The sequence below is a fragment of the Streptomyces rugosispiralis genome (assembly GCF_024505145.1).
In the GTDB taxonomy this organism is placed as follows: domain Bacteria; phylum Actinomycetota; class Actinomycetes; order Streptomycetales; family Streptomycetaceae; genus Streptomyces; species Streptomyces rugosispiralis.
Genome location: NZ_JANIAA010000056.1, coordinates 1 through 21212 on the forward strand (window position 1 = coordinate 1; position 21212 = coordinate 21212).

The following is a 21212-nucleotide window of genomic DNA, read 5'->3' on the forward strand; positions in this document are numbered from 1 at the left end:
ATCGGCTGCGGGGTCTCGCGGCGGGCCGGGTCCGGGCCCTCGAACTCGCGGATGACCTCGTAGCGGGTGTTCCGCTCCACCGGCCGGAACCCGGCGTCCCGGATCAGGTCGAGCAGATCGTCACGGGTGAGCTTGTTCGGCGTCCCGTAGTCGTCGGCGTCGTGGGTGATCTTGTACTCCACGACCGACCCGTCCATGTCGTCCGCGCCGTGGTTGAGCGCGAGCTGCGCGGTCTGCACGCCGTGCATCACCCAGAAGACCTTGACGTGCGGCACGTTGTCGAAGAGCAGCCGCGAGACCGCGAAGGTCTTCAGCGCCTCCGCGCCGGTGGCCATGGTGGTGCGGGCCTGAAGGCGGTTGCGGATCTTGCCGTCCTTCATGTCCACGAAGTCGTGCTGGTAGCGCAGCGGGATGAAGACCTGGAAGCCGCCGGTCTCGTCCTGGAGCTCACGCAGGCGCAGCACGTGGTCCACCCGGTGGCGGGGCTCCTCGATGTGCCCGTAGAGCATCGTGCAGGGCGTCTTGAGGCCCTTCTCGTGCGCGAGCCGGTGGATGCGCGACCAGTCCTCCCAGTGGGTCTCGTGGTCGACGATGTGCTGCCGGATCTCCCAGTCGAAGATCTCGGCGCCGCCGCCGGTGAGCGACTCCAGTCCGGCGTCGATCAGCTCGTCGAGGATCTCCGAGGCCGGCATGGAGGAGATCTTCTCGAAGTGGTGGATCTCGGTGGCGGTGAACGCCTTGAGGGAGACCTGCGGAAGGGCCTCCTTGAGCGCCTTGAGCGATCGCGGGTAGTAGCGCCAGGGGAGGGTCGGGTGCAGGCCGTTGACGATGTGGAGCTCGGTGAGGTTCTCGTTCTCCATCGCCTTGGCGAGGCGGACGGCCTCCTCGATGCGCATCGTGTAGGCGTCCTTCTCGCCGGGCTTGCGCTGGAAGGAGCAGTACGCGCAGGACGCGGTGCACACGTTCGTCATGTTGAGGTGGCGGTTGACGTTGAAGTGCACGACGTCACCGTTCTTACGGGTGCGCACCTCGTGGGCGAGACCGCCCAGCCACGCCAGATCGTCGGACTCGTAAAGGGCGATGCCGTCCTCCCGCGAGAGCCGCTCGCCCGCACGGACCTTCTGCTCCAACTCCCTTTTGAAACCCGCGTCGTGTGTGGTCCCCGTCACCCCGGTCGCCTCCCATACGTCTGCTGATGTCAGCCTTCGCCGAGACTACGCCTCGATGTCCTCGGGAAGCTCGCCGACCCGGTTTTCCCACTTCGTGGACAGCACGATCGTGGTCCGGGTGCGGGAGACGCCCTTGGTGCCGGAGAGCCGGCGGATGGTCCGCTCCAGGCCGTCCACGTCGGACGCGCGCACCTTGAGCATGTAGGAGTCGTCGCCCGCGATGAACCAGCAGTCCTCGATCTCGGCGAGCTCGCGCAACCGGTGGGCCACATCCTCATGGTCGGTGGCGTCCGAGAGCTGGATGCCGATCAGCGCGGTGACGCCGAGCCCCAGGGAGGCGGCGTCCACGGTCGCGCGATAGCCGGTGATCACCCCGGCGGCCTCCAGGCGGTTGATCCGGTCCGTGACGCTGGGCCCGGAGAGACCCACGAGCCTGCCGAGCTCCGCGTAGGAGGCCCGGCCGTTCTCCCGCAGGGCCTGGATGAGCTGCCTGTCCACCGCGTCCATAAGCACAAGCGCCTTCCATTATTCAGGGATTGGGCAAGATTACATGTAGAATCTAAGGCATCAGGACCACAAGTCCTGTAAATCTTTTAGGCGATCGACCATCCCTCACAGGAGATGAGACTCACCGTGTACACGATCGAGGGTCTTGAGGCCCGCATGCTCGAGCTGCGGGACCTGGCCAACCGCTCGGGTGCAGCCCGTACCAGCGACCGGCCCGTCTCCCGCGCGGCCCGCCGCGCGGCCGTCGTCGCGGCCCGCGCAGCGCGCACCAGGCGGCGCTGGACCCGCTAGGGCCTGTCGTTCGGATCTCCGCGGCGTCGCGTCGCCCGGCACGCGCACCTGCTGCGTTGTCGTCGGTCGACGACGCTCCGCGTCGCCTCCCTCCTCCGCCTCGCATCTGCACGCACCGGACACCGCTCCTTCCCCCACGGAGATCCGAACGACAGACCCTAGGCCGTTCCCCGGTCCCGGTCCCCACCGAGTTCCCCCTCCCACCGGCGGTACAGCTTGTGCGGCACCCCTGCCGCGTCCAGCACCCGCCCCGCGACGAAGTCCACCAGATCCTGGATGTGCGTCGCCCCCGCGTAGAACGCCGGCGAGGCGGGCAGCACCACGGCGCCCGCCTCGTCCAGCGTCACCAGAGCCTTCAGCGTCTGTCCGCTCAGCGGTGTCTCGCGCACCGCCACCACGAGCTTGCGCCGTTCCTTGAGCGTGACGCTCGCGGCCCGCTGGAGCAGATCCTTCGACAGCCCGAGCGCCACCCCGGCCACACACGCGGTGCTCGCCGGGACGATCAGCATCCCCTTGGCCGGATACGAGCCGGAGGACGGCCCGGCCGCCAGGTCCCCGGGCGACCAGTGGGCCACGTCCGCCACCTCGGCGGGCACCTCGAAGGCGTCGGGCGTGCCGTCCGCGCCGCGCGCCAGCCAGCGGCGCAGATCGTCGCGCCAGTGGGCGTCCCGGAACCCGATCCCCGTCTCGTCCAGCAGCGTCAGCCGTGACGCCCGGCTGACCACCAGGTCGACCGACTCCCCGGCCGCCAGCAGCGCACGCAGCACCGAGGCGGCGTACGGCGTCCCGGACGCGCCGGACACACCGACCACCCAGGGACGGCGCCCGCCCACTTCTTCGTGCGGCCCGTACGGCTCATGCGGCCCGTAAGGCTCGTGCGGCGTCTCCACGCCACCGAGCCTATCCGGCGGGTCTCACAGGCCGAGGCCCCGCACCACCAGGTCGAGGAGCGCGCAGCAGAACAGGGCGATCCCGATGAAGCCGTTGACCGTGAAGAAGGCGCGGTTCAGCCGGGACAGATCGCCCGGCCGCACGATCGTGTGCTCGTACCCGAACGCCGCCGCGACGATCGCCAGCCCGGCCCAGAAGAACGCCCCGGCGTCCGTCGCCAGCGCGTACCAGACCAGCAGGGCCGTGGTGACCACATGGCAGACGCGCGCCCCGTAGAGGGCGCCCGCGATGCCGAAGCGGGCCGGCACCGACCGCACCCCGTGCGCCCGGTCGGCCGCCACGTCCTGGCAGGCGTAGATCAGGTCGAAGCCGCCGATCCAGATGCCGATCGCGAGCCCCAGGATCACCGCGTCCCACGACCACTCGCCGGTGACCCCGATCCAGGCGCCGACCGGGCCGATGGCCTGGGCCACGCCCAGGATGGCGTGCGGATAGTCGGTGAACCGCTTGCCATACGGATAGACCACCATCGGCACCACCGCGAGCGGCGCCAGCGCCAGGCAGAGCGGGTTCAGCAGCGCCGCCGAGCCCAGGAAGACGGCGAGCGCGATCAGCGCGCCGGTCCACGCGGTGCGCACCGACACGGCGCCGGTGACCAGCTCACGGCCGGCGGTGCGCGGATTGCGGGCGTCGATCTCGCGGTCGATGATCCGGTTGCAGGCCATCGCGAAGGTGCGCATGCCCACCATGGCGATCGTGATCAGCAGCAGCCGCGTCCAGTGGACGGTGCCGTCCCACAGGTGCATCGCGGTCAGCGCGGCGATGTAGGCGAAGGGCAGCGCGAAGACCGAGTGCTCGATCATCACCAGCCGCAGAAACGCGCGGACCCGGCCGGGCGGCGCCGGTTCCGGGCCGAAGAGATCGGGGGTCGCGGAATCGGCGCTCACAGCCCGTACTCCTTCCATCGCTTCGTCACCCGATCGGCGGTCTCCGGATCGGACACGATCATGCGCGGCCATCCGCCGTCGCGCGTATAGCCCTCCTCGGGCCATTTCGCGGTGGCGTCGATGCCCGCCTTACCGCCCCAGAACTGCTGGTACGAGGCGTGGTCGAGATGGTCGACGGGGCCTTCGACCACGGTCAGATCGCGGGCGTAGTCGGTGTTCCCCAGGGCGCGCCAGGAAACCTCGTGCAGATCGTGGACATCGCAGTCGGCGTCGACCACGACGATCAGCTTGGTGAGCGACATCATGTGGGCGCCCCAGATGGCGTGCATCACCTTCTGCGCGTGCTTGGGGTACTTCTTGTCGATCGAGACGATCGCGCAGTTGTGGAAACCGCCGGACTCGGGGAGGTGGTAGTCCACGATGTCCGGGATGATGATCTTGAGCAGCGGGAGGAAGAACCGCTCGGTCGCCCTCCCCAGCGGCCCGTCCTCGGTCGGCGGGCGGCCCACCACGATCGACTGGAGCAGCGGCCGCCGCCGCATCGTCACACAGTCGATGGTCAGGGCCGGGAACGGCTCCTGGGGCGTGTAGAAGCCCGTATGGTCGCCGAACGGGCCCTCCGGCAGCGTCTTCCCGGGCTCCAGCCAGCCCTCGATGACGACCTCGGCGGCCGCCGGGACCTGGAGCGGCACGGTCTTGCAGTCGACCATCTCGACCCGCCGGCCCTGGACGAACCCCGCGAAGAGATACTCGTCGATATCGCCGGGCAGCGGCGCGGTCGCGGCGTACGTCACGGCGGGCGGCGAGCCGAAGGCGATCGCCACCGGGAGCTTCTCCCCGCGCCGGGCGGCCACTTGGTAGTGGTTGCGGCTGTCCTTGTGGATCTGCCAGTGCATGCCGATGGTGCGGCGGTCATGGCGCTGGAGGCGGTAGAGGCCGAGGTTGCGCACCCCGGTCTCCGGGTGCTTGGTGTGGGTCAGGCCGAGGTTGAAGAACGACCCGCCGTCCTCGGGCCAGGTGAACAGCGCCGGAAGCTGATCCAGATCGACGTCCTCACCGGTGAGGACCACCTCCTGGACGGGCGCCTCCTTCACCTTCCGCGGCGGCACATGGGCCATCGAGCCCAGCTTCCCGAACGCCTCGCGCAGTCCGCCGAAGCCCTGCGGCAGCTCGGGTTTGACCAGCCCGCCGATCTTCTCGCTGATCTCGTCGTACGAGCGGAGTCCCAGGGCCTTCAGGAGGCGGCGGTCGGTGCCGAAGACATTCATGGCCAGCGGCATCGCCGAGCCCTTGACGTTCTCGAAGAGCAGCGCGGGGCCGCCCGCCTTGTTGACCCTGTCGACGATCTCCCCGACCTCGAGATAGGGATCGACCTCGGCCCTGACCCTCTTGAGGTCGCCTTCCTTGTCGAGCGCCCGCAGAAAGGAACGAAGATCGTCATAAGCCATACGTCCCAGTATCCGGTACGCACTACCCTGGTCCCGTAACTGGGGGCCCGAGCCACCGCCCCGAACACCACACGCAGGGGGAATCGCCTCATGCTACGGGTGCTGATGATCCTGGTGCCGCTGGCACTGAGCATCTACGCGTTCATCGACTGCATCACCACCGACGAACAGGACATCCGCTATATCCCCAAGCCCATCTGGGCGATCCTCGTCCTGCTGTTCCCCGTTGTGGGCTCCGTCTCCTGGCTGATCGCGGGCCGCAAGCGCGCCGCCCCCGGAGGCGCCGGCCGGCCCGGCGTCCGGAGCGCGGGCGGCGGGGGCGGCTGGGTCGCCCCGGACGACAACCCCGAGTTCCTCAAGTCCCTGAACGACAAGGGCCATAAGGACGACGGGGACGAGCCGGCCGACACGCCCGGCGACCGCGAGAGCGACGAGGAGCGTCTGAGGGACTGGGAGGCCGACCTCCGCCGCCGCGAGGAGGAACTGCGCCGCAAGGGCGAGGGGCCGGGCTCCGGTTCGGGTTCCGGGTCCGGCTCCGGGTCCGGTCCGGAGGACACCCCGCCGGCCGCGTCCTGAGAACCGGCCGCGTCCCGACGAGCGGCCACTGACGAGCGGCCGCGTCCTGACGAGCGGCCAGGCGGCCGGAGAAGCGCGACAACGGCCGGTTCCGGTGACCTGGGTCACGGGAACCGGCCGTCGCGTTGTCCGGTGTCAGACTCCGGCGTAGGAGTGCTTGCCGGTGATGAAGATGTTGACGCCGTAGTAGTTGAACAGGTAGCAGCCGAAGGCGATCAGCGCCAGGTAGGCGGCCTTGCGGCCCTTCCAGCCGGCGGTGGCGCGGGCGTGCAGGTAGCCGGCGTAGGCGACCCAGGTGATGAAGGACCAGACCTCCTTGGGGTCCCAGCCCCAGTAGCGGCCCCAGGCGGCCTCGGCCCAGATCGCGCCCGCGATGATCGTGAAGGTCCACAGCGGGAAGATCGTGGCGTTGATCCGGTACGCGAACTTGTCCAGCGACGCCGCCGAGGGCACCCGCTCCAGAACGGACTTGGCGAACCGGCCGAACTGCTTGCCCTCCGGGTTCTCCAGCTGGGCCTCGTAGCGGTCGCGGAAGAGGTAGAGCAGCGTGGCGACGGCCCCGATGTAGAGCGAGGCGCCGGAGACGATCGCGCAGCTGACGTGGATCCACAGCCAGTACGAGTGCAGGGCCGGAACCAACTGGTCGCTCGCGGTGTACAAGACAGAGACGGCGAGACCGAGGTCGAGGAGGACCGTGGTGACGAGGGGCAGCCCGATCCAGCGCACATTCTTCTTCAGCGCCAGCAGCACGAGATACGTGGCCACCGCGACCATGGCGAAGGTCGTGGAGAACTCGTACATGTTGCCCCACGGCGCCCGCCGCACCGACAGCGCGCGGAAGAGGACGCCCACAGCATGAAAGAGGAAGGCCAGTACGGTCAGGCCGACCGCGATCCGGCCGTACACATCGCCCTGTTCGGTGCCGCCCGCGGCGCCCGGCCCGTCCGGGACGTCGCGGCTGCCCGCCGCGGAGCGGGTGACGATCTTCGGCCGGTCCAGGACGGCGGTGCCGCCGCCCTGCCCGCCGACCTGCACGGTCACCTTGGCGCGCTGGGCGGTCTCGGCGTCGGCGGTGATCGCGGCGGCGGTGCGGCCGACGGCGCTGCGGCTGCCGAACACCCACTCGGCGATATGCGCCAGGAAGGCGAGGGTGTAGACCGCCATCGCCGAGTAGATCAGCACGTTGCTGTAATGAGCCAGGTTCTCGTTGACTTCGGCGGCGAGGTTCACGCGCACGCTCCTTCGGCAGGATCTGCGGGATCTGCGGTGTCGGATGCGGATTCCGAGGCGGAGTCCTCGGTGGATTCCTTGGTGGATTCCTTGGTGGCGCCCTTGCCGGAGACTCCGGTGGCGTCCTTACCGGAGGCCCCGGTGGAGTTCCGGTCGGGCTCCGGGTCGGGCTCCGGGTCGGATTCCGCTTCCGGGGCCGGGGGTGCGTCCGCCTGGAGACGGACGGCCAGATCGGCGAGTTCTTCCGGCAGCTTGGCGTACTCACTGCGGCCGAGCCCCGCCATCTCGACCACGGTGGCGCCGTCGCCACCCTTCACCGCGCGCACCCACACCCGGCGGCGCTGGATGAACAGGGAGGCGGCCAGGCCCACCAGGGCGGCCACGGCACCGATGAGGGCGCCCTGGTCACCCGGCTTGTGCGAGATCTGGAAGCTGGCCCATTCCTTGACGCCGTCGAACGACAGCGTTCCGGCGCCGTTCGGCAGCTTCATGGTGTCGCCGACCTTGAGCGCGCGGGCGAACTTGGTCTTGCCGTCAGGCTCCAGGAACTGCTTCATCCGCGACTTGTCCAGCTGGTACACGCTCTGCGGAGTGCCGCCGTCCACACCGAGGCTGCCGTGGTAGGCGGTCAGGACCAGCGTCGGGTTGTCCAGCGCCGGGAAGACGGAGAACATGCCCTTGCTGCGCACCCAGGTCGGCAGGAACTGCCCCTGGAAGCCGATTTGATCCTTCTTGCCGTTCTTGTCCCGATAGTCCGGGACCTTGATGACCATGCTCTCGGTGAGGTTGGCCCCGTCGATCGGCAGCCCGACCACCGGGCCCTGGTGCACCACATCGCCCTTGCCGTCCCGGATGGTGACGACCGGCGAGTAGCCGTGGTTCAGCAGGAAGACCTTGTAGCCCGCGATCTCCAGCGGCTCGTTCACCTTGATCGAGGTCTTGTGGCTGGCGCCGTCCGCGCCGTCCCAGTAGCTCACATCGGCACGGAAGGTGCGCGGGGTGCGCATCTGCGGACCGCTGCGTTCATAGGTCGCGGTGAAGCGGTTCAGCTGGAAGCCGAAGGGGGCGAGATCGTCGCTGTTGAACAGCTGGCCCGTCTTGATGTCGTCGTACTGGGTGAGGCTGTTGGAGAAGCCGCCGCCCTCGGTGATCAGGCTGCTGCCCTCGGTCTTCCACAGCTGACCGGCGGCGAAGGACACCAGCAGCACGATCAGCGCGGTGTGGAAGAGCAGATTGCCCACCTCGCGCAGATAGCCCTTCTCCGCGGCCACCGCGTCGCCCGAGGCCTCGATGCGGAAGCGGCGCCCCTTCATGATCTTCCGGGCGGCCGCCAGCACCTGCTCCGGCTCGGCGTCGCTGCGCCACGTGGTGTACGCGGGAAGCCGGGTCAGCCGGCGGGGCGCGGCCGGCGGACGGCCGCGCAGCTGGCCGATGAACTGCCAGGTGCGCGGCACGATGCAGCCGATGAGCGAGATGAACAGCAGGAGGTAGATCGCCGAGAACCACACCGAGCTGTAGACGTGGAACAGCTGCAGCTTCTCGTAGATCGGGGTGAGCGTCGGGTGGCGCTCCTGGAAGTCCTGCACCTTGAGCTGGTCGATGCTGGTCTGCGGGACCAGCGAGCCGGGGATCGTGGCGAGGGTGAGCAGCAGGAGCAGCAGCAGCGCCACCCGCATCGAGGTCAGCTGCCGCCAGAACCACCGGGCCCAGCCGAGCGGTCCCAGCGAGGGGACGTTGATCTCCTCAACCGGGGCGGTGGACAGCTGCGACTCCGCGGCGCCGAGCTCGCGCTCCTCGGCGGTCGCGCCGCCCTCGGGCGGCGTGCCGGCCTCCTTGCCGGCCGCGGTGTCGGTATCGGTGGTGGACATCGATCAGATCCCAACGTTGAAGCCCTGAGCCCAGGTCTGCATGGAGCCCATCATGGTGTCCCAGACACCTGTGAGCAGCAGCACCCCCAGGGCGACGAGCATGCCGCCCCCGGCTCGCATCACCCAGACGTAGTGCCGCTTGACCCAGCCGAAGGCACCCAGCGCCCGGCGGTAGCCCACGGCGACCACCACGAACGGCAGCCCGAGCCCCACGCAGTACGCGGCGGTGAGCAGGGCCCCGCGCCCCGCACTCGCCTCATTGAACGCCAGGGCGTTGACTGCGGTGAGCGTCGGCCCCAGGCACGGCGTCCAGCCGACGCCGAACAGGGCGCCCAGCACCGGCGCCCCCGCGAGCCCCAGCGTGGGCTTGATGTGGAAGCGGAACTCCCGCTGTCCGAAGCCCCCCAGCACCCCCATGAAGGCGAGGCCCATCACGATCGTGACGACCCCGAGGACCTTGGAGATGGTCTCCTTGTGCTCCTGGAGCGTCCAGCCGAAGTTGCCGAAGAGCGCGCCCCCGGAGACGAAGACCGCGGTGAAGCCGAGCACGAAGAGCGAGGCACCCGCGACCATCCGGCCGCGCTTGGCCTCGGCCAGATCCGTGCCCGTCACCCCTGTGACGTACGACATATAGCCGGGCACCAGCGGCAGCACACAGGGGGAGAAGAAGGAGACCAGTCCGCCGAGCAGGGCGACCGGAAGCGCCAGCAGCAGCGCCCCGGTCAGGACGGTCTGGTTGGGATCGGTCGCGGCGGCCAGCGTGTTCACGAACGGTCACTTCTCCGCGATCAGCGGGGTGACCATCGAGCGCAGGCGCTCCTCGCTGAGCGGCGTCAGAGCGCGGGCCGCGATCCGGCCCTCCCGGTCCAGCACGATCGTCGAGGGGATGGCCTGCGGGTTGAGGCTGCCCTTGGGGAAGCGCAGCATGAGCTTCCCGATCGGGTCGTACAGACTCGGGTAGTCGACGCCGTATTCCTTCTCGAACCTGAGCGCGGGGGCGCGGTTGGAGTCACGGGTGTTGATCCCGATGAACTGCACGCCCTTGGCCTTGGTGTCCTTGGCCACCTTGGCGAGGTTCGACGCCTCGGCCCGGCAGGGGGCGCACCAGGAGCCCCAGACGTTCAGGACCACGATCTTGCCCTTGTAGTCCGCCACGTTCAGCGGCTTGCCCTCCAGGGTCTTGCCCGAGAGCTGGGGTGCGTCCTTACGGTTCTCCTTGGCGACGGTGTCCACGCCGCCCTTGCCCTGGACGAACTTGGTGTCGGCGGAGCCGCCCGAGGTGCCGCCCCCGCCGCAGGCGGTCAGGGACAGCGCGGCAACCGTGGCCCCGACGGCCAGCACGGTTGCGCGACGACGGGTCGCGAGGCCCCGAGGGGCACGGCAGGCACTCATGTGAAAAGTTTCGCATGGCCCTTTTGCGGATCTTCGCCACCCCCCTCCGGGCACTCGGCCGGGCCCCGCGGGGCCTCGCCCCCGGCTCACCCCGGGCTCCCCCCGCATCCGCGGGCGCCGTCAGCCGCCGTTCGCACTCCACGCCTGGCCCACACCGAGCCCGCGCAGCTCGGCCAGGACCGCGGGGTCCTGTGCGTCCAGCCAGTCGGTGAGCTGCTTGAAGGAGACCAGCCGGACGTCCTTCCGGTGCTCGTCGGCCATGTGCTTGAGCGCTTCCTCGACGGCGTCCATATAGATGCCGCCGTTCCACTGCTCGAAGTGGTTTCCGATGAAGAACGGGGCCCGATTGGTCTCATAGGCGCGCTTGAAACCGGCTATGTACGCCTCGGTGGCCTGCTTGCGCCAGCCCGGGTAGTTCGCGGGCGGCGCATTGGTGGAATTCTTCGACTGGTTCGCCAGGATGTTGTAGTCCATCGAGAGCACCTCGAAGGAGTGCCCCGGAAAGGGAATCTGCTGCAGCGGAAAGTCCCACACGCCCTGCTTCTTCGACGGCCACACCTGGAGTCCGCCCGGCGAACTGGCGTCATAGCGCCAGCCGAGCTCCCGGGCGGTCGGCAGCAAATTGGTCTGGCCCTTCAGACAGGGAGTGCGGCCGCCGATGAGCTCCTTGTGATAGTCGAAGGGCAGCGGATCCACATCGGTGAAGCGCGTATTCGTCCGCCACTCCGTGACGAAGGACATGGCCTGGTCGATCTCGGACTTCCACTGCGCGGACGTCCAGTTCTCCACCGAGCCGCTTCCGGAGCAGAAGTGGCCATTGAAATGGGTGCCGATCTCATGGCCCTCGAGCCATGCCTCGCGCACGTTCCGCAGCGTGGCCTTGATGTGGTCATCGGTGAGATAGCCGATGTCGGAAGCGCCCACCGGGTTGTTCGGCGGCCGGTAGAGCGACTTCTTCGACTCCGGAAGGCAGTAGATGCCGGAGAGGAAGAAGGTCATGGTCGCGCCGTGGTCCTCGGCCAGCTTGCGGAACCGCGGAAAGAGACCGTTGCCGACCTCTCCCGCACCGTCCCACGAGAACACCACGAACTGCGGCGGCTTCTGCCCCGGTTCCAGCCGCTCCGGCTTCGGGGCCTCCTTACGCCGCTCACCGTGCGAAGTGGAGCCGTCACCGATCGGCTTCGCCTGGGTCGTCTTCGAGGGCTTCGGCGTACCGGATCCGGACCCCGAGGAACAGCCGGCGACGGCCAGTGATGCCGCCGCTCCCATACCAAGACCGAGGATCCCCCTCCGGCTGACCTCACGCATAACGTCCTCAATTCGCACTCGCCGCTCTGATTGCCCGGGGTGTCCGGACAACCCTGGAGATGGCGAGGCGAATAGCGAGGTTCCGAAAGGACGCGGTCAATTACACGGCGAACACAATGTCTCCATTCGGTGGCACACCGCATGACCCGACGGTCATCCCACGGCCATGCACCCGTCACACACACAGCGGGCCGCCCACGGCGGCCCGCACCGCACCCACGACCCGACCGCGGCCGGGCGGCCCCTCAGCCGCCGTAGCCCTGCCAGGCCCTCAGCCGCCGTAGCGCTGCGCGGCCCTCAGCCGCCGTAGTCCTGCGCGGCCCATCAGGCGCCGTAGCCCTTGGAGGCCCCCTTCACCGGCTTGGCGCCCGCGCGCAGATGGGGCGGAACGAGATCGCGGGCCGGCTCGCTGTAGCCCACCGAGACGATCCGGTCGCCGCGGAAGGTGAAGCTGGTGAGGCTGGCCAGCGTGCACTGCCGCTTGCGCGGGTCGTGCCACAGCCGCCGCCGCTCCACGAAACTGCGCACGATCCAGATCGGGAGCTGATGGCTGACGCACACCGCCTCGTGCCCGCGCGCGGCGTCCCGCGCCCGGCCCAGCGCCGCCATCATCCGCACCACCTGGTCGACATAGGGCTCGCCCCAGGACGGGCGGAACGGGTTGGTGAGATGGCGCCAGTTGCCCGGTTTGCGCAGCGCGCCGTCGCCGACACCGAAGGTCTTGCCCTGGAAGACGTTCGCCGCCTCGATCAGCCGCTCGTCCGAGGCCACGTCCAAACCGTGCGCCTTGGCGATCGGCGCCGCCGTCTCCTGCGCCCGCTCCAGCGGGGAGGCGACCACATAGGTGATGTCACGGTCGGCGAGGTGCTCGGCGACCCGGTCGGCCATCCGCCGCCCCAGATCGGAGAGGTGGTAGCCGGGCAGCCTGCCGTAGAGCACGCCCTCCGGGTTGTGGACCTCGCCGTGGCGCATCACATGGACGACGGTGATGTCGTTCTCGCTCTGTGTCATGTCACCCATCATTCAGTGGCCTCGGCGGCGGCCCGCGCCGCCCCCGGCAGAGCCGCCGCCACCCGCTCCAGCGCCTTCTCGTCGTGCGTCGTGGAGACGAACCACGACTCGAAGGCGGACGGCGGGAGGTAGACGCCCTGGGACAGCATCGAATGGAAGAAGGCGGTGAAGCGGAACGCCTCCTGCGCCTTGGCCTTCTCGTAGTCGGTGACCTCGTCGGCGGTGAAGAAGACCGAGAACATGTTGCCCGCGACCTGGACCCGGTGCGCCACGCCCTCCTTCGAGAGCGCCTCCGTCACCATCGCCCGCAGCCGCTCGGAGGCCGCGTCCACCCGTCCGTACGCCGCGTCGTCCAGCAGCCGCAGTTGGGCGACGCCCGCGGCCGTGGCGACCGGGTTCCCGGACAGGGTGCCCGCCTGGTAGACCGGGCCGGCCGGGGCCAGGCGCTCCATGACGTCGGCGCGCCCGCCGAAGGCAGCCGCCGGGAAGCCGCCGCCCATGACCTTGCCGAAGGTCATCAGGTCCGGCTCCACGCCGTCCAGCCCGAACCACCCGGCCCTGGAGACCCGGAAGCCGGTCATGACCTCGTCGGAGATGTAGAGCGCGCCATGGTCGGCGCAGAGCTGCTTGAGGCCCGCGTTGAACCCGGGCAGCGGCGGCACCACGCCCATGTTGCCCGGCGACGCCTCGGTGATCACACAGGCGATCTCCCCTGGGTGCGCGGCGAAGGCCGCCCGGACCGCCTCCAGGTCGTTGTACGGCAGCACCACGGTCTCCCCCGCCTGTGCTCCCGTCACCCCCGGAGTGTCCGGCAGACCGAAGGTCGCCACCCCGGACCCGGCCGCGGCCAGCAGGGCGTCCACATGCCCGTGATAGCAACCGGCGAACTTGATCACCTTCGACCGCCCGGTGAACCCACGGGCCAGCCGGATCGCCGACATCGTCGCCTCGGTGCCGGACGACACCAGGCGCACCTGCTCGACCGGGGCGACCCGCGCCACGATCTCCTCGGCGAGCTCGACCTCGCCCTCGCCCGGCGTGCCGAACGAGGTACCGCGGGCGACGGCGGCCTGCACGGCCGCGGTGACCTCGGGGTGGGAATGGCCGAGGATCATCGGTCCCCACGAGCACACGAGGTCCACGTACTCGCGTCCGTCGGCGTCGGTGAGGTACGGACCGTCCCCGGACACCATGAACCGGGGCGTACCTCCTACGGCGCGGAACGCCCGCACCGGAGAGTTCACGCCGCCGGGCGTCACGGCGGCCGCGCGATCGAAAAGCGTCTGCGAAACTGGGGCTGCGTACGGATAGCTCACGCATGCCATGTTGTCAGAGGCGGACACACTCCCGCGGCCGGGCGTTTCACAGCTCTATGGTGGGGGAGGTCTCTGTGAACAGAGATCGGGTTGCGCGGTAGTGGCCGCGAGTGGTCGGGTGGAGATATGCATCGCGGTGGCGAACTGGGTGAAGGGACTGACGACCGAGGCCCCGAGCGTGCCCGGCCCGGACGCCATCGGCGGGACGAGGCGGGCAGGGCTGGCAGAAGCGGGGGCCGCATGGGGGTGACCTACAAGTACTTCGGTGCGCCGGACGGCGCCACCGCGGCCAGGGTCCCCATCTCCATGCGCCCCGAGGAGCTCGGTGGCGACGAGCTCGGCCACGGCATGTTCACGAAGATCAAGCCGGAGACGGTGGCGGCGATGGTCCTCACCGGCATCGAGGGCGTCCCGCTGCACAAGGTCCCCCCGCTCGAACTGGTCGTTCTCCACCCGGACTACGCCGTCGTCAAGCTTCCGATGACCGCTGTCGATCCGCTGCGCGGCGTGGGCGAGGAGGCCGTGGGCGCCGCGGCCTTCATCTGGTCCACGGTCCCCGACCGCGGCGGCCCCCGGGACGCGTTCACGGTCTATCAACTGCTCCACGAGTGGCAGGACTTCAGCCACCGGCTGCACGAGGCGGGTCACCAGCCGTACTGCCTGGTCTGGCCCTGAGCCCGGGGCTCGGGCGGGCCCGGGTGCGGCTGGGTCAGTGGATTTTTCTGAGCAGTTCGCACACCGGGTGGTCGGCGTCCGGGCCGGCGCAGAGGAAGTAGCCCGTCCAGCGGTAGTGGCTGTCGGACACGGTGCCGGGCCTCGTTGCCAGGTGGCCACTTGGTCGCCGTTGGAGAAGGTCAAGCCGCCCTGATCGGCCTTCGGTTCGCGCTCCAGCAGGGTGGCCAGGTCGTGGAGGAAGGACGCTCGGTCCGGGCGCTTCTTCCAGGACGCGATGACCTTGTCCGGGGCGGCGGCCGAGAGGCCCGTGCCGTCGAAGCCCCCGCGGTCCAGGAGCCAGAAGGTCAGGCCGGCGACGGCGGCGAGCGCCAGGGCGGCCGCGGCGAGGGCGCGTTGGTCCGCCATGGTGAGCAACTCCGGCGCGTCCGGGTCGCCCTCTTCGAGGAGGGCGACCAACTCGCCGGTGAAGGCCGGGTACCGCTCCCCCCCCGGGGGCGCCAGCGCCTGCTTGGTGGCGTGAGAGGCGGCGAGGAAGGGTCTTGTATGGGCGGGCCGTACCCTTCCCCCATGCTCATCGCACGTTCCATCGCACTGTTCGCCGTGGCCGCGATCCTGGAGATCGGCGGCGCCTGGCTCGTCTGGCAAGGCGTGCGTGAGCACAGGGGGTGGGCGTGGATCGGCGCCGGGGTCATCGCTCTTGGCGCCTACGGGTTCGTGGCCACGCTCCAGCCGGACGCGGAGTTCGGCCGCATCCTCGCGGCGTACGGCGGCGTGTTCGTCGCCGGATCGCTCGCCTGGGGCATGGTCGCCGACGGCTACCGGCCCGACCGCTTCGATGTGCTCGGAGCGCTGATCTGTCTGGCCGGAGTCGCTGTGATCATGTACGTGCCTAGGAGGTAACCATCGGCCGGCCGTGGCCGCCCTTGCCCTCGTGGTCGTCGTGGTTGTTCTTGCCCTGCTTGCCGTGGTCACCGTGGTGCTCGTCCTGCTCCTGCTCCGTGCCGAGGACGCAGCCGGTGTCCGGGTCGATGAAGACGGTCGTGATGGTGTGGTCGCACTCGACCTCCACGACCCACACCTGCTTGACCTTCTGCTTGTGCGAGTCCTTACGGTCGTCCTTGCGCTGCTTGTCCTTGCGGTCGTCCTTGCGCTGGTCGTCCTTGCGGTCGTCCTTGCGGTCGTCCTTGCGCTGGTCGTCCTTGCGCTGGTCGTCGTGGTGGCGCGAGTCCTTGCGGTCGTCCTTACGGCCGTCCTGCTGCTTGCCCTGGTGGTGCGAGTCGTCCTCGGGGCAGTCCACCAGCTCGGCGCTGACCGCCTGGCCGCCGACCTCGCACTCGGCGATCTCGACCGCCTCGGCGAGCGTCACCGAGTCGTTCTTCTTCTGGTCCTGGTGCTCGTTGTGCTCCTGGCCGTGGCGCGCCTGGTCGTCCTCGTGGACGGGGACGGTGACGGGACGGACGGCACCGCGGTCCTGGGCCTCTTCACCTGACTGGGCGGCCTCGTACGGCTGAGCGGCCTGCTCGGGCTGGGCGACCTGCTCGGACTGAGCCGCCTGCTCCGGCTGCGCGGCCTGCTCGGGGCGCGCCGCACTGCGGCCCTGGATGCCGGGCCAGTACTTCACGGTGGGGAAGTACTGGGTCGGGTCCTTACGGCCCTGCTCCTCGCGCTGACCGTGGTCCTCGCGCTGACCGTGCTCCTCCTTGCGGCTGTCCTCCTTGCGGCTGTCTTCCTTGCGGCTGTCCTCCTTGCGGCTGTCCTCCTCGCGGCTGTCCTCCTCACGGCCGTTGTCCTCCTCGCGACCGCTGTCCTCCTTCTCGTCGTAGCGGCCGTGGTCCTCGCGCTGGTCGCTCTCCTCGCGCTGGTCGTCGTCCTTCTCCTCGTACCGCCCGCCCTCGTCGTGGCGGCCGCCGTAGGAGTCCTCGTGGCTGTTCGCCTCGTAGCGACCGTGCTCGTCCTTCTTCTGCTCGTGACGGCCGTTCGAGTCCTTCGCCTCGTAGCGACCGTGCTCGTGGTCGGCCTTCTTGTCCTCGTGACGGCCGTTCTCGTGGTTCTGCTTCTCGTGGTTCTGCTTCTCGTGGTCCTGCTTGCCGTGGTTCTGGTTCTGCTTCTCGTGGTCCTGCTTGCCGTGGTCCTGGTTCTGCTTCTCGTGGTCCTGGTTCTGGTTCTGCTTCTCGTGGTTCTGGTTCTGCTTGTTGTCGCCGTGCGCCCGGTCCTGGGCGCAGTGGTTGCCCTGCGACGAGTGCGGGTCGGGGGTGCTGGCCGAGGCCCATGCGGTTCCCGGAGCGCCGGTGACCAGAGCCGCCGCCGCGATGGCGCCCGCTGAGGCCACGCCCCAGCGTCGGAAAGAACGACGGGACCGCTGAAGGAATCTGCTCTGCTGGGTCATTACCTGAATTCACTCCTTGGGCATGGGTGCTCCAACTACCGGCGCCGCGCCGGACGCAGTGCACCCTTCCCCGGGCCCGAGAGCCCGTAGCGGATTCCTATCTTCAGTCCCCCGGTTGGAGGTAAATCAGGCCGTCATATCCTGCATATGGATCATGCGCACACACCACCGTCTGCGCCACGTCGCCACTGGAGGGCCGATGACCACCCGTACCGCAGTGATCACCGGCGCGAGCAGCGGGATCGGAGCCGCGACCGCGCGCCGCCTGGCGGCCGCCGGATTCCGTGTCGTCCTCGCCGCCCGCCGTAAGGAGCGCATCGAGGCGCTCGCCACCGAGCTGACCGAGGCGGGGCAGGAGGCCGAGGCGTACGTCCTGGACGTCACCGACCGCGCCGCCGTGGAGTCCTTCGCCGCCGGTCTGGACCGCTGCGACGTCCTGGTGAACAACGCGGGCGGCGCGGTCGGCGCCGAGACCGTGGCCACCGCCGACCCGGCCGACTGGCGGGCGATGTACGAGGTCAACGTGGTGGGCGTGCTCCAGGTGACCCAGGCGCTGCTGCCCGCCCTCACCGCCTCCGGCGACGGCACGATCGTCGTGCTGTCCTCCACGGCGGGCCATGTGGCGTACGAGGGCGGCGGCGGCTACGTGGCGGCCAAGCACGGCTCCCACGCCATCGCGGCCACCCTGCGCCTGGAGCTGTGCGGTGAGCCGGTGCGGGTGATCGAGATCGCCCCGGGCATGGTGAGGACCGACGAGTTCGCGGTGAACCGCTACCGCGGCGACGAGAGCCAGGCCGCGGCCGTCTACGAGGGCGTGGCCGAGCCGCTGACCGCCGACGACGTGGCCGACACGGTCGAATGGGCGGTCACCCGCCCCTCGCATGTGAACATCGACATGATGGTCATCCGCCCCCGCGCCCAGGCCGCCCAGCACAAGGTCCACCGCGAGCGCTGAGCCCGCCCGCCCTCGTCCTCCACGGTTCCTCACGACCCCTCGCCGTAACAGCCCGCCGTCCCCCGTTCGGCGCAGTGTGTGTGCGCCATCCCGGGGGCGCTCCGATGCTGGGAGTGGCCGTCACCTCGCGAAGACTCTTCGCGGAGGCTCTTCGCGGAGACTCTCGGCGGAGGCTCTTGGCGGTGATTCCTCGCGGTGAAGCGGAGGCGTCATGAGGGTTGTCGTTGATCTCAACCGGTGCCAGGGCTACGCGCAGTGCGCCTTCCTCGCCCCGGACGTGTTCGCGATGCACGGTGAGGAAGCGCTGCTGTACGACGCGGAGCCGGATGACGCGCGGCGCACAGACGTGCTGCGGGCAGTGGCGGCGTGCCCGGTGAGGGCCATCACCGTGGAGGGCGCGGGCGGCCGGTGGACGGCGGACCGGGTGGGTGCCTCCAATGGCGCTTGACGGCTCCCTGGAGCGGCTCCGGCGCGAGGGCCACATCGTCGTGGTGGGGGCGTCCCTGGCGGGGCTGCGGGCCGCCGAGACGCTCCGGGAGGAGGGCTTCACCGGCACGCTCACCATGATCGGTGACGAGCCGTACGAGCCGTACGACCGTCCGCCGCTGTCCAAGCAGGTCCTGCTCGGCCTGGTGCCGGTCGACCAGACGGCCCTCCCCCGGCGCCGGGCGATCGACGCGCGGTGGCGGCTGGGCGTCGCCGCGACCGCGCTGGACATGGCGGCCAAGCGGGTGGCGCTCGCCGATGACACCTCGGTGGAGTACGACCGGCTGCTGATCGCCACCGGTGTGCGCTCCCGCCCGTGGCCGAACGAGCTGGAGGCCGGCCTGGACGGTGTCTTCGTGCTGCGGACCACGGACGACGCCGCCCGGCTGGTCCACCGGCTGCGGGCCGGCCCCCGCCGGGTGCTGGTGATCGGCGCCGGGTTCACCGGCTCGGAGATCGCCTCCGTCTGCCGTGAGCGGGAGCTGCCCGTCACGGTCGCCGAACGCGGCCCGGCGCCCCTGGTGGGCGCCCTGGGCGGGGTGATCGGCGAGGTGGCCGCCGAGCTGCAGCACCAGCACGGCGTCGATCTGCGCTGCGGTGTGATGGTCACCGGGCTGGACGGCGACGGTGCGGGCAGGCTGCGGCGGGCCCACTTCTCGGACGGCGACACGCTGGACGTGGAGGTGGCCGTCGTCGCCCTGGGGGCGACGCGCAACACCGAATGGCTCGCGGGCTCCGGACTGGCCGCGGGGCCGCGCGGGATCGCCTGTGACGCGGGCTGCCGGGCCTTCGACGTACGGGGCATCGTCTGCGACGACGTCTTCGTCGCGGGGGACGTGGCCCGCTCCCCGCATCCGCTGTTCGGCTACCAGTTCCTGTCCCTGGAGCACTGGGGCAACGCGGTCGCGCAGGCCGAGGTCGCCGCGCACAACATGATCAGCCCCGGTGAGCGGCGCCGCCCGCACCTGTGGACGCCGTACTTCTGGTCGGCCCAGTTCGGCGTCAACATCAAGTCCGTCGGGGTGCCGAACATGGCCGACCAGATCCTCGTCAGCCAGGGGTCGCTGAGCGAGCACCGCTTCACCGCGGCCTACGGCTACCAGGGCCGTGTCATCGCCGCCGTCACCTTCGACCAGGCCAAATGGCTGGAGTTCTACCAGCGGCAGATCGAGCGGGCCGCGCCCTTCCCCCTGCCGTTCACCACCGTCGACCGGCGGACCGAGGGCATGCGGCCGGTACCGGCCGGGTTCCCCGACCCCTCGGTGCCCTCCCACGGCCCCGAGGTCACCGTCAGCGGCCACTCCCCGACCGACCAGCGCGTCACGTTCACCCCCGCCTGACGCGGACACCACCCGCGCCGACTCCACCCCCGCCTGACACGGACACCACCCGCGCCGACTCCACCCCGGCCCGACGCGGACACCACCCGCGTCACGTTCACCCCCGCCCGACACGGACACCCCCGGCACCGCACCCGGAAGGACTCCACCATGACGTCGGTCGCACTCCTGGGCCAGATCCTCGACCACGCCAACCGCGCCGACCCGTACCCGCTGTACGCGGAGCTGCGCAGGACGCCCGTGGTGCGGGACGAGTCCGGGCCCTACCTGGTCAGCACCTACTGGGAGATCCACAGCCTGCTCCACGACCCCAGGGTCAGCTCCGACGTCCGCAATCTCGCCCCCGAGGCGAGAACCGTCGCCGGCACCTACGACCCCGACCTGCCGCCGAGCTTCATCCGGCTCGATCCGCCCGACCACGACCGGCTGCGCCGGCTGATCATGCGGACGTACGGCCCTCCGCACACGCCCCGGCGGGTCTACGACCTGCGCGGCGAGATCTCCGGAATCGTCTCCGGCCTCATCGACCGCTTCCAGGGTCGGGACCGGATCGACCTGGTCGAGGACTTCTCCTACCCCTTCCCCGTCACCGTGATCTGCCGTCTGCTCGGCGTCCCCCCGGAGGACGAGCAGCGCTTCCACGGCTGGGCCGACACCGTGGCCACCGCCATCGAACCGCCCTCCGGCACGCCCGAGGAGCAGCAGGCCCACCGGGAGGCCGTCCGGGATGCCCGGCACCAGCTCGCCGCCTATCTCTCGGGTCTGATCGAGCAGCGCCGCCGCGCGCCCCGGGACGACATGATCTCCGGCCTGGCCACCGAGCACGGGACCGACGAGAGCCCGATGTCCCTGCCCGAGATGCTCAGCAATCTGACGACACTGCTGATCGCCGGTCATGAGACCACCGTCAACATCATCACCAACGGGATGCTCACCCTGCTGCGCCACCCCGACGCCCTCAAGCAGCTGCGCGAGGACCCCGATCTGATCTTCCCGCTGGTGGAGGAGGTGCTGCGGTTCGAGCCGCCCGTACAGCTGCTGCCCGAGCGCACCACCCTCGACGACATCGAGATCGGTGGCATCACCATCCCCAAGGGCGCCTCCCTGTGGCTCGTCCCGGCCTCGGGGAACCGGGACCCCCAGCGCTTCCCCGAGCCGGACCGCTTCCTCCCTGACCGCCCGGACAACCAGCACTTCGGCTTCGGCAGCGGCATCCACAACTGCATCGGCTCGCCCCTGGCCCGGCTCGAGGCGCAGGCCGCCCTGACCGAACTCGTCCGCCGGCTGGACAACCCGCGCCTCGTCGAGGACCCGCCCCCGTACCGCCGGAACGCCGTCCTCAGAGGGCCGCGGCACCTGGCCATCGGCTACGACGGCATCAAGCGCTAGCGCGCCCCGAGCGGCAGCGTCCGGGGC

At 70.0% G+C, this 21212-nt stretch carries 21 protein-coding genes; 8 read left to right on the forward strand and 13 right to left on the reverse strand.

Features of this window, described 5'->3' with window-relative positions; genetic code table 11:
• A partial coding sequence (gene mqnE, locus NP777_RS42930) for an aminofutalosine synthase MqnE (RefSeq protein WP_256655629.1) occupies positions 1–1169 on the reverse strand: 1169 nt, incomplete at its 3' end.
• 45 nt (positions 1170–1214) lie between these two features.
• Positions 1215–1676: an Lrp/AsnC family transcriptional regulator gene (locus NP777_RS42935; RefSeq protein WP_137978995.1), complete on the reverse strand. Its 462-nt coding sequence runs from the start codon at positions 1674–1676 to the stop codon at positions 1215–1217.
• A gap of 114 nt (positions 1677–1790) precedes the next feature.
• On the opposite strand from NP777_RS42935, the gene NP777_RS42940 reads away from it, so the two are divergent.
• Positions 1791–1967, forward strand: a complete 177-nt coding sequence (locus NP777_RS42940) for a hypothetical protein (RefSeq protein ID WP_256655630.1) — start codon at positions 1791–1793, stop codon at positions 1965–1967.
• A gap of 158 nt (positions 1968–2125) precedes the next feature.
• Here NP777_RS42940 and NP777_RS42945 read toward each other — a convergent pair whose 3' ends face one another.
• The 3 genes from NP777_RS42945 to NP777_RS42955 form a co-directional block, all read right to left on the reverse strand.
• Complete coding sequence (locus NP777_RS42945) at positions 2126–2800, reverse strand: UbiX family flavin prenyltransferase (RefSeq protein WP_256655671.1); 675 nt, start codon at positions 2798–2800, stop codon at positions 2126–2128.
• 81 nt (positions 2801–2881) lie between these two features.
• Entirely contained in the window at positions 2882–3805 is a 924-nt protein-coding gene (gene mqnP / locus NP777_RS42950) for a menaquinone biosynthesis prenyltransferase MqnP (RefSeq protein ID WP_256655631.1), read from the reverse strand.
• Positions 3802–5253, reverse strand: a complete 1452-nt coding sequence (locus NP777_RS42955) for a menaquinone biosynthesis decarboxylase (RefSeq protein WP_256655632.1) — start codon at positions 5251–5253, stop codon at positions 3802–3804. The genes mqnP and NP777_RS42955 overlap by 4 nt, the downstream gene beginning before the upstream one ends.
• Before the next feature lie 90 nt (positions 5254–5343).
• Between NP777_RS42955 and NP777_RS42960 the strand changes: the two genes are divergently transcribed.
• The gene (locus tag NP777_RS42960) at positions 5344–5829 is read left to right on the forward strand and encodes a PLD nuclease N-terminal domain-containing protein (protein ID WP_256655633.1); all 486 of its coding nucleotides are present in this window, start codon (positions 5344–5346) and stop codon (positions 5827–5829) included.
• A 135-nt stretch (positions 5830–5964) separates the two neighbouring features.
• On the opposite strand, the gene ccsB is transcribed toward NP777_RS42960, so the two are convergent.
• The 7 genes from ccsB to hemL form a co-directional block, all read right to left on the reverse strand.
• The gene (ccsB, locus tag NP777_RS42965; protein WP_256655634.1) at positions 5965–7059 is read right to left on the reverse strand and encodes a c-type cytochrome biogenesis protein CcsB; all 1095 of its coding nucleotides are present in this window, start codon (positions 7057–7059) and stop codon (positions 5965–5967) included.
• Positions 7056–8927 (reverse strand): cytochrome c biogenesis protein ResB, encoded by a 1872-nt coding sequence (locus tag NP777_RS42970; protein ID WP_256655635.1) that lies wholly within the window; start codon positions 8925–8927, stop codon positions 7056–7058. The genes ccsB and NP777_RS42970 overlap by 4 nt, the downstream gene beginning before the upstream one ends.
• A gap of 3 nt (positions 8928–8930) precedes the next feature.
• Complete coding sequence (locus NP777_RS42975) at positions 8931–9695, reverse strand: cytochrome c biogenesis CcdA family protein (RefSeq protein ID WP_256655636.1); 765 nt, start codon at positions 9693–9695, stop codon at positions 8931–8933.
• A 6-nt stretch (positions 9696–9701) separates the two neighbouring features.
• Positions 9702–10319 carry a TlpA family protein disulfide reductase gene (locus NP777_RS42980; RefSeq protein ID WP_256655637.1) on the reverse strand — a complete coding sequence of 206 codons (618 nt, stop codon included), beginning with the start codon at positions 10317–10319 and terminating at the stop codon, positions 9702–9704.
• Between the two features lie 120 nt (positions 10320–10439).
• Complete coding sequence (locus NP777_RS42985) at positions 10440–11627, reverse strand: hypothetical protein (RefSeq protein ID WP_256655638.1); 1188 nt, start codon at positions 11625–11627, stop codon at positions 10440–10442.
• Between the two features lie 324 nt (positions 11628–11951).
• Entirely contained in the window at positions 11952–12638 is a 687-nt protein-coding gene (locus tag NP777_RS42990) for a histidine phosphatase family protein (RefSeq protein WP_256655639.1), read from the reverse strand.
• Positions 12639–12646: 8 nt separating this feature from the next.
• Positions 12647–13963 carry a glutamate-1-semialdehyde 2,1-aminomutase gene (hemL, locus tag NP777_RS42995; protein WP_256655640.1) on the reverse strand — a complete coding sequence of 439 codons (1317 nt, stop codon included), beginning with the start codon at positions 13961–13963 and terminating at the stop codon, positions 12647–12649.
• Between the two features lie 117 nt (positions 13964–14080).
• On the opposite strand from hemL, the gene NP777_RS43000 reads away from it, so the two are divergent.
• Together NP777_RS43000 and NP777_RS43005 are read left to right on the forward strand one after the other, a co-directional pair.
• Positions 14081–14629 carry a hypothetical protein gene (locus NP777_RS43000; protein WP_223864596.1) on the forward strand — a complete coding sequence of 183 codons (549 nt, stop codon included), beginning with the start codon at positions 14081–14083 and terminating at the stop codon, positions 14627–14629.
• A gap of 567 nt (positions 14630–15196) precedes the next feature.
• Positions 15197–15529 carry a YnfA family protein gene (locus tag NP777_RS43005; protein WP_256655641.1) on the forward strand — a complete coding sequence of 111 codons (333 nt, stop codon included), beginning with the start codon at positions 15197–15199 and terminating at the stop codon, positions 15527–15529.
• Here NP777_RS43005 and NP777_RS43010 read toward each other — a convergent pair.
• Positions 15519–16958, reverse strand: a complete 1440-nt coding sequence (locus NP777_RS43010; RefSeq protein ID WP_256655642.1) for a hypothetical protein — start codon at positions 16956–16958, stop codon at positions 15519–15521. The two genes, NP777_RS43005 and NP777_RS43010, sit on opposite strands and share 11 nt — an antisense overlap.
• A 256-nt stretch (positions 16959–17214) precedes the next feature.
• Here NP777_RS43010 and NP777_RS43015 point away from each other — a divergent pair, with 256 nt between their 5' ends.
• The 4 genes from NP777_RS43015 to NP777_RS43030 all read left to right on the forward strand — a co-directional run bounded on the left by NP777_RS43015 (position 17215) and on the right by NP777_RS43030 (position 21185).
• Complete coding sequence (locus NP777_RS43015; protein WP_256655643.1) at positions 17215–17970, forward strand: SDR family NAD(P)-dependent oxidoreductase; 756 nt, start codon at positions 17215–17217, stop codon at positions 17968–17970.
• 211 nt (positions 17971–18181) lie between these two features.
• Positions 18182–18418 (forward strand): ferredoxin, encoded by a 237-nt coding sequence (locus NP777_RS43020; RefSeq protein ID WP_256655644.1) that lies wholly within the window; start codon positions 18182–18184, stop codon positions 18416–18418.
• Entirely contained in the window at positions 18408–19796 is a 1389-nt protein-coding gene (locus NP777_RS43025; protein WP_256655645.1) for an NAD(P)/FAD-dependent oxidoreductase, read from the forward strand. The genes NP777_RS43020 and NP777_RS43025 overlap by 11 nt, the downstream gene beginning before the upstream one ends.
• A 150-nt stretch (positions 19797–19946) precedes the next feature.
• On the forward strand, positions 19947–21185 hold the full coding sequence (locus tag NP777_RS43030) for a cytochrome P450 (RefSeq protein WP_256655646.1): 1239 nt from the start codon (positions 19947–19949) through the stop codon (positions 21183–21185).
• Positions 21186–21212: the final 27 nt, after the last annotated feature.